General features: G+C 44.8%; 13 protein-coding genes. 10 read left to right on the forward strand and 3 right to left on the reverse strand.

Annotation, left to right across the window (positions count from 1 at the left end; genetic code table 11):
* Positions 1 to 100 precede the first annotated feature (100 nt).
* Complete coding sequence (locus KAI36_RS13680) at positions 101 to 496, forward strand: MerR family transcriptional regulator (protein WP_220025138.1); 396 nt, start codon at positions 101 to 103, stop codon at positions 494 to 496.
* Between the two features lie 113 nt (positions 497 to 609).
* Positions 610 to 1,572: an aldo/keto reductase gene (locus KAI36_RS13685; protein WP_220025139.1), complete on the forward strand. Its 963-nt coding sequence runs from the start codon at positions 610 to 612 to the stop codon at positions 1,570 to 1,572.
* 86 nt (positions 1,573 to 1,658) lie between these two features.
* Here KAI36_RS13685 and KAI36_RS13690 read toward each other — a convergent pair whose 3' ends face one another.
* On the reverse strand, positions 1,659 to 3,710 hold the full coding sequence (locus KAI36_RS13690; protein ID WP_220025140.1) for a fibronectin type III domain-containing protein: 2,052 nt from the start codon (positions 3,708 to 3,710) through the stop codon (positions 1,659 to 1,661).
* Between the two features lie 628 nt (positions 3,711 to 4,338).
* On the opposite strand from KAI36_RS13690, the gene KAI36_RS13695 reads away from it, so the two are divergent.
* Positions 4,339 to 4,668, forward strand: coding sequence for a DUF3817 domain-containing protein (locus tag KAI36_RS13695; RefSeq protein ID WP_220025141.1), 330 nt, complete (start codon positions 4,339 to 4,341; stop codon positions 4,666 to 4,668).
* 206 nt (positions 4,669 to 4,874) lie between these two features.
* Here the strand turns inward: KAI36_RS13695 and KAI36_RS13700 are convergent, their stop codons facing one another.
* Together KAI36_RS13700 and KAI36_RS13705 are read right to left on the reverse strand one after the other, a co-directional pair.
* On the reverse strand, positions 4,875 to 5,126 hold the full coding sequence (locus tag KAI36_RS13700) for a YolD-like family protein (protein WP_220025142.1): 252 nt from the start codon (positions 5,124 to 5,126) through the stop codon (positions 4,875 to 4,877).
* 203 nt (positions 5,127 to 5,329) lie between these two features.
* Positions 5,330 to 5,899 (reverse strand): TetR/AcrR family transcriptional regulator, encoded by a 570-nt coding sequence (locus tag KAI36_RS13705; RefSeq protein WP_220025143.1) that lies wholly within the window; start codon positions 5,897 to 5,899, stop codon positions 5,330 to 5,332.
* A 138-nt stretch (positions 5,900 to 6,037) separates the two neighbouring features.
* On the opposite strand from KAI36_RS13705, the gene KAI36_RS13710 reads away from it, so the two are divergent.
* The 7 genes from KAI36_RS13710 (at position 6,038) to KAI36_RS13740 (ending at position 14,001) form a co-directional block, all read left to right on the forward strand.
* Entirely contained in the window at positions 6,038 to 7,501 is a 1,464-nt protein-coding gene (locus KAI36_RS13710; RefSeq protein ID WP_220028128.1) for a DHA2 family efflux MFS transporter permease subunit, read from the forward strand.
* A gap of 210 nt (positions 7,502 to 7,711) precedes the next feature.
* A complete protein-coding gene (gene nikA / locus KAI36_RS13715) occupies positions 7,712 to 9,247 on the forward strand; it encodes a nickel ABC transporter substrate-binding protein (protein ID WP_220025144.1) in 1,536 nt (511 codons plus the stop codon).
* 1 nt (position 9,248) lies between these two features.
* Complete coding sequence (nikB, locus tag KAI36_RS13720) at positions 9,249 to 10,193, forward strand: nickel ABC transporter permease (RefSeq protein ID WP_220025145.1); 945 nt, start codon at positions 9,249 to 9,251, stop codon at positions 10,191 to 10,193.
* A complete protein-coding gene (nikC, locus tag KAI36_RS13725; RefSeq protein WP_220025146.1) occupies positions 10,190 to 11,044 on the forward strand; it encodes a nickel transporter permease in 855 nt (284 codons plus the stop codon). The genes nikB and nikC overlap by 4 nt, the downstream gene beginning before the upstream one ends.
* Before the next feature lie 8 nt (positions 11,045 to 11,052).
* Positions 11,053 to 11,889, forward strand: a complete 837-nt coding sequence (locus tag KAI36_RS13730; protein ID WP_220025147.1) for an ABC transporter ATP-binding protein — start codon at positions 11,053 to 11,055, stop codon at positions 11,887 to 11,889.
* Positions 11,882 to 12,724, forward strand: coding sequence for an ABC transporter ATP-binding protein (locus tag KAI36_RS13735; RefSeq protein ID WP_220025148.1), 843 nt, complete (start codon positions 11,882 to 11,884; stop codon positions 12,722 to 12,724). Before KAI36_RS13730 ends, KAI36_RS13735 begins: the two co-directional genes overlap by 8 nt.
* The gene (locus KAI36_RS13740) at positions 12,691 to 14,001 is read left to right on the forward strand and encodes an MATE family efflux transporter (RefSeq protein ID WP_220025149.1); all 1,311 of its coding nucleotides are present in this window, start codon (positions 12,691 to 12,693) and stop codon (positions 13,999 to 14,001) included. The genes KAI36_RS13735 and KAI36_RS13740 overlap by 34 nt, the downstream gene beginning before the upstream one ends.
* The last annotated feature ends 77 nt before the right edge of the window (positions 14,002 to 14,078 follow it).

Raw genomic sequence — 14,078 nt, forward strand, 5'->3', positions numbered from 1 at the left:
TTGATTCTCCATGAAAAAATCTTGACCTCGTGTTAACTCCAGGTATTATAATTAATGCATTCATTAAGCATTAAATGATCCCTTACGAAGGTGACGAGAGATGACAACAAATTTTAAAATGAAGGAACTTATGGAGCAATTCCAAGTCAGTGAGGATACCTTACGGTATTATGAGAAAATGGGTCTTCTTCCTCCCGTGGCCCGAAAAAATAATGGACACAGGATATATAACAATTCACACAAAGAGGCACTTCTTATGATCAAGTGTTTAAAAAAAGCCGGAATGTCGCTGCAGGAGTTAAAACCTATGATCCAGCTTCAATTAGATGAGAGCAACATATCAAATATTGAATGGTACGATAGACTTTACGATTATCAAAAAAAGATAGATCAGCAGCTGCAAGAACTTCAGGAAATTAAGGATATGATTGAATTGAAACTGCAAACCGGGCAAAAATTTGGCCATAACTTTTTGCCACTTGAGACCCAAACTTAATCTTTTTTTCGATTCCTGATCGCTCTGCTTGACCTAGTGTTTACACCAGGTTGTAAGATGTGCATTAGAGTCCTTCCTAGGATTCCACGTCATACAAAAGGGAGCTTATAAACATGAACAATACAATAGCAATAGGAAAAACAGGATTAAAAGCATTTAAACTTGGTTTTGGGGCAGGTGTGGTAGGTAATTCAATGATGTATCCAAAAGTTGATGATACTCTAAGCCGACAATTAATTAGGACTGCCCTTGAAAAAGGGATCAATTTCATTGATACCGCATTTCTGTATGGAATGGGCCACTCTGAGGGGTTAATCGGTGAAGCCATCCGGGATTATGGTGGCCGTGAACATCTTGTAATCTCTACTAAAGCTTCTTCTAACCCCCAATTTAATCAAGGTCATCTGGAAGTCGACAATAGTCCAGCTGCATTACGTAAGGCTGTGGATGACAGCCTGATGAGATTACAGACAGACTATGTTGACATTTTCTTTCTTCATTTTCCCGATAGCCGTACCCCGCTGGCTGAAGCTGCTGACACACTTGCAGAGCTGAAGAAGTCAGGGAAAATCAAAGCCATCGGCGCTTCAAATTTAAGCTTTGAGCAGCTTCAGGCTTTTAATGCTGATAAGCACTTGGATGTTCTTCAAGCTGAATACTCACTACTGGTTCGTCATGTAGAAGCCGACGTTATTCCTTATTGTCTAGAGCACGAAATTTCACTGATTCCTTTTTTCCCGCTCGCATCAGGTCTGTTGGCCGGTAAATATAAGAAGGATGATGTTTTTAATGACACTTCACGAATGAATAATCCTTTATTTCAAAAAGAAGCATTTCTAGCAAATTTGGAACGCGTGGATCGATTCAAAGCATTCGCGAATGACAAGGGTGCAGATCCTGCACAGATTGCACTAGCCTGGCTATTAACGCGTCCAGCCGTTGATCTAATCATTCCAGGTGCAACCAAGCCTGATCAAATCGAGTCCAATCTTCAAACTCTGGGTGTTCGACTAACAAGTGACGAGCTTAAGCAACTCGATATTCTTTTCAATCAAGATAACTTGTTTACAGAGTAACAGTTTGTCATTGTTCTACATACACTTCCTAATACACAAAAAGGGTTCTAAAGTGAAAACTCTAGAACCTTTTTTTTCAGAAGCATTTATTTTGTAATCGTAATTTGTTTGGATGCAGTATTATAGTTCACCTGATACCCCGAAAGCTCGCTAATCACTCGTAGTGGAACCAGCGTGTAGCCGTTAACAATAACCGGAGCTGTGATGTTCGTCGAATAACTCCGGGAGTTGTTTAACTCATACACGGCAAGGGTCGAATTCTTGACTTGAAGCACTACTTGTTTGCCGTCTGTAGGTCGAGTCAGAATGATCTTTTTGGTCGCCTTTTCATAATTTACCTCGTAACCTATCCGTTCACTGATAAAGCGCAGCGGGACCATCGTCGCCCCATTTATGATTCGCGGAGCCTGAGCCATCGTCGTAGCACGACCATCGACATAAGCTGATTTAGCTCCTGGTGTCAGGGTGAACGAAGTTGAATATGAGGAAACCGCATTGTTAGGGTATGAGGACGTTGTACCAGAAGTTGTTGTTGTAGAACTCGTCCCGGATGATGAACTACTGGTACCAATCGCTCTATTGCGAATAGCTTCTAACCGATCTAGCAAATCGCTTTTACGGGTTCCGCTCGGCAGATCACTGATTGCATCTCTGGCAGAACGCCAGTCCGAGGCATTCAGACTGTTTTCTGCAATTCGCATCAAATCTCTCGCTTTCTCATAATTCGATGAACTAGATGACGAAGAAGAATAGTAACCATCCGAATCCGTGCGTTCTGATATCTTTACACCGCTAGATTCTCTTCCATTACTATTGACAGTCACGACCTTAATCTCATACCAGCGTCCTTCTCGCAAATCCGTGATTTTATAGGACTCAGAGCTTGTAGTTCCCTCATAATCTCCATCAACATATATCTTCACCTTGTCGGCTTTACTCGGCATATCGTAGGTGATTTTGATCCAGGTGTCACTTTTGCTATCTACTTCAAGATTGGACACTTCTGACGAATTGGAGGACGTACTGTCCGTTGTGGCAGTCAGTTTCACACCGGAGGACAATGCGCCTGTGCTTCGCTTGGACCTAATCGTGAACGAATAGGCCTGCCCTGAAGAAAGATTGTTGAATGTATAGGATGTTCCTGATGAATCGGTTACCAGTTGCCCATCCTTATACAGACTGACCGTACTAATTCCGCTAGGCCTTGTCCAGGAAACAGAGACGCTATAGTTATTAACTGATGTCACTGAAGCTCCTGTCACTTCGGGCACGGTATCAACGGTGAGCGCTGAGGTCGTAACCGGAATACTGATTCCTCCAGAGATGTTGCCGGATTTGTCAATAGTCTTGACCAGAACTGTATAATTTGTGGAAGCAATCAATCCACTGAACGTATAAGACGTCCCTGTAGTTCGCTGCACTTCCTTACCATTTAAATAGATGATCGCTTGGCTCAGGTCAGCATCCTTAGGCAATATGTAATTTACGGTAAAAGCGTTATATCCGACATTCGTCGCTGTTAGCCCGCTTACCTCTCCTGGAGGTGTCTTATCTACAGGGACATCAATGGAAGCCGTTTTGGCCTGTACTGTCGTACCTTGTGATTCATCTCCGCTCTTATTCACCGTCTTCACTCGAAAGGTATAAGTCGTATTCGGCTGTAAACCGCCCAACATATAAGAGTTACTTCTAATATTATCTACATACACATCGTTAGTGACACCAACCACTTTTACATGGTCGAAATTAAGGTCCGACGGATTAGTCCAGGACAAATTTATTTTTGTTGTTTCTGTAGGAACCGCTGTCAGATTGCTTACCTCTGCCGACGCGATATTTGCAGTAACCATTTGGCTCGACATTACTTTTAGCATTTGGTTGAGATAGGTGTTCTGACCATAACCTTTTGTTAACGTAGTCACTTTCGTGCCTGAAGTAACCGGCACATGACGACCTTGAGCGGTTGCTAATTTGGTATGTAACTGTGCTGTATTCAGTCCTGTCAGATTTGAGTTATGCCTCTCAGTCGGCAACGCGCTAGCCACTGCATCGGGGGCCAAAATGCCATATCCCGTATTCAAAATCAGTGTAGCCGTTGCGAACGGAGCCATCCATTGACGCAAACGTTTTTTATTCATGATCTATGCTCTCCTTGATACCAGTATGGAAATTTTATTTGTCAAACTAATAAGTTAAGCTTACAAACCCTTCTGCTGCCATCCAGCTTTTAAAATTCACACTATAATGTACACACGTTCATTTAACTGTTATCGGAATTTGCATACAAAATGTTTAGGTTTCACACTAGCATTTTTACTGATAGGGTCACGCAAACAACATATGCTAAGCCTTCGAACTTGACCAGCTTAGTGTTTTTTCTTACTCCAAGCCATCTTTCTAAGCCCAATTGTTTGTTTCAATTTCATCACTTTTTGCTCGTTCTCTCGATAGCGTGTTAATATCGGAGTGGCTTTATATTTTATGTTTTTTGCTATTAATAGATTAGAACATGCAACCAGTGAATAATGGATACACATTTTGACAAGTTAAACGAAATTACGATTATCGTTTCCGGGAACGATAATCTGTGGGACCTTGGAATCAGCGAAATGAAGCATTGATGGGAGATACTTCAATCATGTGAAAACTCTGACATAACCTTGGGATTCAGCTGTAAATATTCGATATATCGTAACTTTCTACCGTTTAATAACATTGCATTATAGGATATATTAAATTTTAAGCAATAGAAGAAGGAGGTGTATTATGTTCAAAAATGTCTTTAAGATGTTTGGTGTCATTGGTAATATTGAAGCGATTTCATATCTGCTGCTTGTGTGTATCGCCATGCCACTTAAATACGCAGCTGGAATGCCGCAAATGGTAAGTTGGGTGGGTATGATCCATGGGGTACTGTTCGTGGCTTATGTGGTAGCGACTGTGGTCATGCTGATTTTCCGAAAAATAACGGTATTACAAGGTCTTGCAGCCTTGATTGCCTCACTCTTGCCGTTTGGCCCCTTCATTTTTGATCGTAAGGTGCTAAAGAAAGCCGAAGCACGTGCCAGTCATACCAGCCCGATAAAAGCTACATAAGCATGTACAAGGGCAAGGCCCACACAACAACGCGGCTTTCTCTTCCTACTCATGCAGCAGTATACAAAAACAACCGATGGCTCTTAACCACTCGGTTGTTTTTGTATACACGAATTGTAAATTGTTACTTTCCCACAGCAGTAAGGGAGACCCTAACTTTGTCATTCTTTTCGTCCCTTTCTGCTATATTTATGTAATCACAACAACTAATCTCTCGGGTAATTTACACTCATAATATCCATAAAAGGAACTTTATCCGTTTCTCCATTACTCTCAACATGAACCTTTCCCGTTCTCGGGTCCATTTTAACGATCTGTCCGCGGGTTGTTTCTTGACGTCCCCATACGGTCAATACAACTTCGGATTGCTCTCGTTGTGCTTCTACAAGCTGGTTCCCAATTTCCTCCAGTACAAATTCATCCCGAGTAGGCCGTTTGGCTACCTTCGCTTTTGCCACTTGCTATCACCCTTCCTTTCGTGCAAAATCAAAAATCAAATTCATTCCATTTTACCATACTTTTCATCATTTGGTGCTGGTAATGTGAGTAAAATTACGTCTCAGGTACACAAAAGAGCCGAGTTCTCAAAAACGAGAACATCGGCTCTCTAAAGTTGCTTGTTGGAGCTCATTAGGAGCGATTGAAAATCGAAGAGCCAAGATTATTTGACTAACTGTGGAATGTAATCCACGATATTATAAATAGGAGCACTGCTATGCTGCGTAACGGCCAAAATTAATGCACCCTCAAGCATCGAAATGATAAGTACTGCCAGACTGTGTGCCTTTTCCTCTGTCCAGCCCGACTCCTGAAGACGCTCCATATAAATGCGCTGCCAATCTGTAAATGTATTCACACAAGCATGACGTAGCGATTCGCTGATACAGGAAGTTTCCGCAGCAGCCCAGAAGCTAATCGGCATGAAGCCGTCAAAGCCGATACGGTCTGCGTCCTCAGCTGTATTACGAATAAAATCCTGAATGGCTAGTACAGGATTATCGTTTTTGTCCAGTGTCTGTTTTAATTTTTGCTTAATAAACTCATTCCCTCTTCTTATGCACTCCAAAGCTAATTCTTCTTTACCACGCGGAAAATAATAATAAAGTGATCCCTTCGGTGATCCACTTTCCGCAAGAATCTGATTCAGTCCGGTCGCGTGATACCCCTGATGAAAAAAGAGCTTCGACGCGGTTTGTACAATATTCTCATATGATTCGGGTTTAGCAGCCATATACAGCATCCTTCATTATATAATATTTGAAACTTTTACTTTGACAAAAAAATAACAACATGTTTATTATATATAGACCGATCGCTATAATTCAATACCCATTAATTTATTTGGAGGAACAAAAACAACATGAGTACAATGAGTCAAACGAATTCACCCTCTGAACCCAAAACGTTCAAGGTGCTACCTATTATGATTGCCCTGCTCCTTAGTGGCTTTATTGGAATGTTCAGTGAAACGGCACTTAACATTGCACTCAATGATTTGATGCAGATTTTGCATATTACAACTGCAACAGCCCAATGGCTGACGACCGCTTATCTGCTGACACTCGGTATTTTAGTACCTGTATCGGGATTGCTGATTCAAACCTTTACGACAAGACAGCTGTTTGTTACATCGTTGCTGTTCTCAATAGCTGGTTGCCTCGTTGCTGCACTTTCACCTACTTTTTCAGTGCTATTGATCGCTCGTATTCTTCAGGCCATTGGTACAGCGCTGTTATTGCCGTTGATGTTTAACACCATCTTGATCATTTTCCCGGCTGAAAAGAGAGGCGCGGCTATGGGAATCATCGGATTGGTAATTATGTTTGCACCTGCGGTGGGACCTACCATTGCAGGACTGGTACTGCAAAATCTGTCTTGGCACTGGATCTTTTGGATTTCTCTTCCGTTTTTGGTTCTCTCGCTGATTTGCGGTATTTTATTTATGCAAAACGTTTCAAAAACGACCAAGCCCAAAATTGATCTTTTATCTATCCTCCTGTCTTCCATTGGCTTCGGCGGTGTCGTGTTTGGTTTCAGTAAATCTGGAGAAGGTGGCGAAGGTTGGGCTAGCCCGATGGTTCTGCTTCCTGTGATCGTCGGTCTGGTATCGTTGATACTGTTCTCTGTACGTCAATTGAAAATGAAGCAGCCAATGTTGAATTTGCGTGTGTTTAAATATCCAATGTTCGTTATCGGCGTTATTATGGTGTTCCTATGTATGATGACGATCCTTTCTACGATGCTGATTCTTCCACTCTTTTTGCAAAAAGGGCTGGCTCTGTCTGCTCTAACAGCAGGTTTGGTACTTCTGCCTGGTGGGATTATCAACGGTCTCTTGTCTCCCATTATGGGCTCCCTATTCGATAAATTTGGTCCCAAATGGCTTGTTATTCCAGGCCTTGTAATTGTGGCCGCTGTTTTGTTTTTCCTGTCCGGCATTACAACAACTTCAACTCTCGTACTCATTATTGTGCTTCATAGTTGCTTGATGATCGGCATTTCCATGATTATGATGCCAGCTCAGACAAACGGCCTTAACCAGCTCCCTATGGATCTATACCCAGACGGAACGGCCATTATGAGCACGCTCCAACAAGTTGCTGGTGCTATCGGTACAGCTGTAGCGGTAAGCATTCTCTCGAAAGGCATGGACAGCTATTTGAGCCAATCCAGTATGCCTGAATCCGTAAATGAAATGGCTAATGCCATGGCAATCGGATCACAAAATTCATTTTTCTTTGCGATGATCATCAGTGTGGTCGGTTTGATCCTTGCGTTTTTCATCCGCAGAGTTCATGTTGAACATGGCACTGCCAAAGCACCCATGCATTAATTCATAAATTTTTTCCCATCCCAAAATTAAAAATATCTAAATATACTTAGAGGCTGCTAACCATCTCACTATTGGTTATGCAGCCTTTTTTCATATGAATTTACATACACATTCATCAATTACATATTTACAAAGCTCCTTCATTTGGTTACGATATGATTTATGAATTAAAGCGTAAAAATTACGATTACTATTAAGGAGGACTCCCTGTTGTTTAAGCGTTCGTATTTTAAACTATTTATACCTGCGGTGATTGCGGTGATGATGGCAGCCTGCGCTTCATCTCCGTCAGCTTCACCCTCTCCATCTGCTGCACCACAAGATAAAAGTGTCACCTTATTGTTCAATGTGCAAAGCCCTTCTATAGATCCTCATTCAGATGTAAATTACACAGCTGTTCGTGCTGGAGTAAGTGAAACACTGATCAAAGTGAACAAGGATCTTAAGCTGGAAGCTTGGCTTGCAGACAAATGGGACAGCAAGGACGGACAGCACTGGACCTTCAACATCCGACCAGGTGTGAACTTCCACAGCGGTAAAGTCGTCAATGCCGCTGCTGTCAAAGCCTCCTTGGAAAGAGCGCTAAAGCTCAATCCATCGGTCAAAAATGCGCTACATATCCGTGATATTCATGCGGATGGACAGATTTTGACCATTACGACAGACAAGCCTTTCCCGGAATTTGTGTCCGAGCTGGTTCATCCGAATACGGCTATTATAGACACAACAGCTACAGGTGACCTCCCATCAGGAACGGGACCGTTCAAGGTTGCCAGTTTCCGTGCTGGAAGTGAACTGAATTTAGATCGCAATGAACAATATTGGAACGGTGAAGTAAAGTTGAAACATGCTAAATTCATGTTTAACGAAGACGCCAATGCACGTCAGCTTGCTTTTCAAGCCAAAACTGCTGATATTGTGTATCGCCCGCCAATTGAAAGCCTGGAGCTATTGAAAGCTGATTCTACCGTTAAGGTTGACTCACTTCCTAGTTTGCGAACGCATCAGCTTATTTACAATATGAACAATAACGATCTGAAAAAGACGGCTGTTCGTAAAGCATTTGATAACCTGATCAACCGGGATGAGATCGCCAGTGGTATCATGTCTGGTCAGGGAACCCCTGCTCAAGGCCCGTTCTTGCCCAACTTTCCTTTTTCACCGGAATATATTACGAAACAGTTTGATTTGAATGCTGCCCGAGAAGGCTTCAAGCAAGCTGGATATACAGTACAGAACGGAAAAGTTGCGAACCCCGACGGCAAGCCGCTTCATCTTACATTGCTAACTTACCAGTCGAGAGCGGAGCTTCCACTCATCTCTCAGCTGATTCAGGCTAACGCTAAAGAACTTGGCATTACGATTGATATCCGTCAGGTTGATAATATTGACGAATATCTTGCCGCTCATCAGGATTGGGATTTAGCGACTTATAGTAGCATTACAGCACCGCGTGGCGATGCAAGCTATTTTCTGAATGCGGCTTACATGCCTGACGGAGCACTGAATTATGGGCGTGTGCATGTACCGGAACTCACGGGTATGATTTCACAGCTGAACACAACCGTGAATGAGGAAGAACGCAACAAGCTGGCGCTGAAGGCCGTCACGCTGATTGACCAAGAAAATCTGCAATCCTTTCTGGTCCATCCAAACAACGTAGTGGCCTATCGCGATTACGTACATAACTGGGTAACTAGCCAAAGTGAATACTACTTGCTGACCCAGGACCTGGATGTGAACTAGCATGTTTAAATCCATCGCCAAAAAGTTTCTTGAACTGGTCTTGTTCTTTCTTATTCTTTCCTTTGTGAGCTTCTGTCTGCTTAAGCTTGTTCCGGGCGATCCCGTCCGGAACATTCTCCGAGTCGACGATGTAGCTGTGTCCAATCAGCAAATTATGGATATGCGCAGCCAACTGGGGCTGGATCAACCATTACCTGTGCAATATGGTAAGTGGTTGGTTCAGTTGCTTCAGTTTGATTTTGGACAATCTTATTTAACCCATCGTCCAGTATTCACAGAGTTTATGGAAAAACTGCCTTATACACTGCTGCTTACCGGAGGGTCTCTGTTCATTATGCTGCTGATAGCTCTCCCGTTGGGAACGATGGCGGCGCTCTACCGTAACCGCTGGATTGACAGAGCCAGTCGTGTGTTTGCCTTAATCGGCTCCTCGATTCCCAGCTTTTGGCTGGGGCTTTTGTTTATCGAATGGTTTGCAGTTAAATTACGTATTTTGCCGTCTATGGGTGAAGGAACCGCTTTTCATTTGGTACTCCCTTCTCTTACCTTGGGATTGGCAATGGCGGCCGTTTATGTACGAATGATCCGCGCAAGTCTGATTGAAAGCTCGGGGCAAGACTTTATCAAAGCGGCGCAAGCGCGTGGAATCAGCCCCATCCGCATTTTTTTCAGACATATGTTCCGTCACAGTCTAGTTCCACTCATTACGGTATTCAGTGAGAGTATAGGTAGCCTACTGGGAGGCACAGTCGTGATTGAAGTGCTATTCGCCTATCCAGGGCTGGGCAAATGGATTGTGGATGCCATTGCCGCAAGGGATTACCCCATTATTCAGGGCTATACCGTATTTATGGCTGCATTCATTGTATGTATCAATATTTTGGTAGAGCTGTCCTACCGTTGGGTCAATCCTGAAATCGCTTTGAAGGAGAAACGTTTATCATGATAAAATCCGTACATGCGGAAAACAGGCAGCTCACTAGAACGCGATTGTCCAATACATGGATCGTGTCGCTCTCCATCCTGCTCATTCTTGCAGCAATTACAGTCGTTCCGTTTCTTGCTCCGCAAGATCCGTATCGTATCCAGATGGGGAATCGACTACAATCGATCAGCGCTACACACTGGCTGGGAACAGATCATTTGGGCAGAGATGTACTATCGAGAGTGATAGCTGGACTTCGGACGACTGTCGGAACCAGTTTATTGATTTTGGCCGTTTCGCTGGTTGTCGGGGTCCCTCTTGGTCTGCTTTCAGGGTTTATTGGAGGCTGGATGGATCGTGTATTCAAACGGGTGGTCGATGCCTTCATGACATTACCTGATTATATTTTTGCCATTGTACTGAGCGGTTTGCTCGGACCAGGCTTAGTAAATCTTATTTTCGCGGTGACTGCGGTAAAATGGGTGGGTTATGCACGCCTGGTGCGTAGTACCGTTCTGGCTGAAAAGCAAAAGGATTACATTTCGTTATCCATACTGGCGGGTACCTCCTCCCTACGGATTGTCATGCGGCATATTCTCCCCCATGCAATTGGGAATGTTCTTGTGCTGGCTACGCTGGATATCGGCAAAATCATTTTAATGATTGCCTCCCTATCTTTTTTGGGCTTAGGTCCACAGCCGCCAATTCCTGAATGGGGTACGATGCTGAATGAAGGACGAGCGTATTTTCAAATGGCTCCCCACCTGATGCTTGTTCCAGGGATAGCTGTCGTGCTAACAGTGCTACTGGCGAACGTATTTGGAGACAAACTGTGCGACCGTTATGATGTTAAAACCCGGACAGAGGAGTGAACTGGCACATGCTGACTATTGAAGGCTTAACAATTCGGACAAATGTAAAAACGATTGTAGAGCAACTGAAGCTTGCCGTTCGTCCGGGGGAATGGTGTGCTCTAGCCGGCGAAAGCGGTAGTGGCAAAAGCATGACGGCATTTGCTATCGGCGGCCTCCTCCCCTCTTCTGTTACAGCGGAAGGAATTATTGCGTGGAAGGACAATAATTTGCTGGATCTATCCGCTAAACAAAGACGTTCTTTGCTTGGTAGTGAAATATCTTACATTTTTCAAGACTACCACGGGGCTTTCACCCCCTTTCTGCGTGTGGGCAGCCAACTGGACGAGCTGATGCGCGCCCATGGCAAACAAGATCGCAAGGCGCGCAAACAGCGCTGTATCGAGGTGCTGGAGCGCGTACAGCTTCCCGCCGAGCGCGTGTACCGCAGCTATCCGTTCCAGCTCAGCGGCGGTCAATTGCAACGGGCAGCTATTGCGGCTGCACTGCTACTGGAGCCGAAGTTGCTTATTGCCGACGAGCCTACAACCGCGCTGGATACGCTCACAGCTCATCGTGTGCTTCAGCTCATTGACCAAATCCGGGCGGAAACGGGTATTTCCGTCTTGTGGATCACTCACGACCTGCGTCATGTACGCAAGTATGCAGATCGAATCGCAGTGATGCGCGAAGGTTCGCTGGTTGAAACTGGTGAAACGCAAGCGGTGCTGAACCATCCGGCCCACCCGTATACTCGTCGTCTACTGGCGGCTATTCCACCGCTGTCTCCGGGCGCTCCAGCACGTTTGCCTTACAACAGCACTGAAGAACAGAACGCATTGGAAAGGAGCGCTTTACATGAATAATCAAGCCGCCTGCGCTCAGCAGCAAGATACGTCTAATGCTGTCGTGACCGTCTCCGGTTTGACGAAGGCTTACGCTGGAGGTAAAACGGTGCTGCAAGATGTTGCTCTGTCGATCTCCCCCCAAGAATGTCTGGGTATCGTCGGGGAAAGCGGCAGTGGGAAAAGCACACTCGCTCGCTGTATTTTGACATTGGACCCGTTTGATCAAGGTGAGCTTAGACTGGATGGACAGTCTATCCGTGGGCTAAAGCGGAGCGAATTAAAACGGATTCGCAGCAGGCTGGGTGCAGTATTTCAACATCCATCTGCGGCTTTGAACCCCAGACTAACCATCCTGCAATCCCTAATGGAGCCGCTGGACCAGCTTAAGTGCTATGTTCCTTCCTTTATGGTGGGTATGTCCTCAGAACGTCGGGATATAGCAGAACATTTGCTTGAGATGGTAAAGCTTCCAGCCAGCTATCTGGACAAGTTTCCACATCAGCTCAGCGGTGGGGAAAAGCAGCGTGTAACCATCGCACGTGCTATCAGCACAGAGCCGAATTTTATCGTATTGGACGAGCCAACAGCAAGTTTGGATGTGACTACACAAGCCACCGTTTTGAATCTGCTCAAGGATTTGCAGGATGAATTAGGACTGGCTTATCTGTTTATCTCGCATGATCTGGCGGCTGTGCACTTTATGAGTGACCGAATCATGGTCATGAAAGAAGGCAGTGTGCTTGAGCATTTTCCCAAGGAAGCATTATTTCATTCGGATCGCCATCCCTATACACAATCATTACTGGAGGTTTTTTCAACATGTTGCCTTCCCACCGAGCCTATCTTGCTTTAGCTATCCCTTTAATTATTTCGACGATTACAACCCCGCTGCTCGGTGCGGTGGATACAGCAGTAATCGGTCATTTAAGCCATTCCGCGTATTTAGGCGGTGTAGCGGTGGGCACTCTTATTTTCAATACTTTATATTGGTTGTTTGGTTTTCTGCGAGTCAGCACATCAGCTTTCACGGCACAAGCCGCAGGGGCACAAAATAACGACCAGGGCATAGCTGCTCTCATGCGCCCACTGGCCATTGCTTTACTCATTGGTGCGGTATTCGTTGTGTTACAAAAGCCAATTCTGCTGGCTTCTCTCCAGCTAATTCATCCGGCGCAGGATGTGGCGGCGCAGGCAGCGATTTATTTTAACATTCGTATTTGGGGAGCACCCCTTACATTGGTGAACTATGTGCTGCTAGGCTGGCTGATGGGTTTGTCCCGCGTGAAGGCTACATTGTTTTTGCAAATTTCGATGAATGTGATCAATATGGTATTAGCTATTGTATTTACACAGATCATGCATTGGAATGTCACGGGTGTAGCAAGCGCTACTCTGATTGCGGAAGTTCTTGCATGTGTATTGGGTCTGGTGCTGGTGTTCCGCTCATCAATTTGGAGAGAATGGAAGCAAAGCGGACAGATGAATTGGCGAGGTTGGTTTGGAGCTTCAGAGTTGAAAAATGTCATGGCAACAAACCTTGATCTCATGATTCGCACAGCCTGTCTGCTGACAATGTTTAATCTGTTTACGGCACGCAGTGCGAGCTTTGGAACCGATCAGTTGGCGGCGAACGCTATTTTGTTGCAGATCCATTATATTATGGCTTACTTTTTTGACGGGTTCGCCAACGCCAGTAGCATCATGACGGGTCAGGCTCGGGGTGCCGGGGATCGTAAAATGCTGCAAAGGGTTATTCACTTGTCCTGGTTCTGGACACTGGTGACCAGCGTAGTGACGGGAGGATTATATCTCGCACTGAAAGAGCCGCTTATCTCACTATTTACGGGTAATGCTACAGTGATTAGCCTTACAGGCTCTTATAATGGATGGCTTGTGGTCTTTCCGCTGGCAGCCGGGCTGGGACTGGTATTCTACGGTGTGTTTACGGGGATGACAGTAACGTATCCGATCCGTAATTCGATGCTGATGTCATTGCTCTGCTTTTTGATCGCTCTCTTCTGGTGCGTTCCCCATTATGGGAATCACGGACTTTGGCTATCCTTTATCGTATTTGCACTAGGACGGTCACTGTTTCTTGTAATCTATTTACCTCGCTTGCAGAGGATATAGCAGCACCTGATTTACATCGCTCTCAAAAACAAAGGATGTCCCATCCACCATGTACGTGGTGTTGGGACATCCTTTTA

This window comes from Paenibacillus sp. S02, from assembly GCF_019454065.1.
Lineage (GTDB): Bacteria > Bacillota > Bacilli > Paenibacillales > Paenibacillaceae > Paenibacillus > Paenibacillus polymyxa_B.

Bases quoted from the DNA above. Each gene is read 5' to 3' on its own strand.
- KAI36_RS13685 (WP_220025139.1), top strand. From the start codon at position 610: ATGAACAATACAATAGCAATAGGAAAAACAGGATTAAAAGCATTTAAA.
- KAI36_RS13690 (WP_220025140.1), bottom strand. From the start codon at position 3,710: ATGAATAAAAAACGTTTGCGTCAATGGATGGCTCCGTTCGCAACGGCT.
- KAI36_RS13705 (WP_220025143.1), bottom strand. From the start codon at position 5,899: ATGGCTGCTAAACCCGAATCATATGAGAATATTGTACAAACCGCGTCG.
- KAI36_RS13680 (WP_220025138.1), top strand. From the start codon at position 101: ATGACAACAAATTTTAAAATGAAGGAACTTATGGAGCAATTCCAAGTC.
- KAI36_RS13695 (WP_220025141.1), top strand. From the start codon at position 4,339: ATGTTCAAAAATGTCTTTAAGATGTTTGGTGTCATTGGTAATATTGAA.
- KAI36_RS13735 (WP_220025148.1), top strand. From the start codon at position 11,882: ATGAATAATCAAGCCGCCTGCGCTCAGCAGCAAGATACGTCTAATGCT.
- nikB (WP_220025145.1), top strand. From the start codon at position 9,249: ATGTTTAAATCCATCGCCAAAAAGTTTCTTGAACTGGTCTTGTTCTTT.
- KAI36_RS13710 (WP_220028128.1), top strand. From the start codon at position 6,038: ATGAGTCAAACGAATTCACCCTCTGAACCCAAAACGTTCAAGGTGCTA.
- nikC (WP_220025146.1), top strand. From the start codon at position 10,190: ATGATAAAATCCGTACATGCGGAAAACAGGCAGCTCACTAGAACGCGA.
- KAI36_RS13740 (WP_220025149.1), top strand. From the start codon at position 12,691: ATGTTGCCTTCCCACCGAGCCTATCTTGCTTTAGCTATCCCTTTAATT.
- KAI36_RS13730 (WP_220025147.1), top strand. From the start codon at position 11,053: ATGCTGACTATTGAAGGCTTAACAATTCGGACAAATGTAAAAACGATT.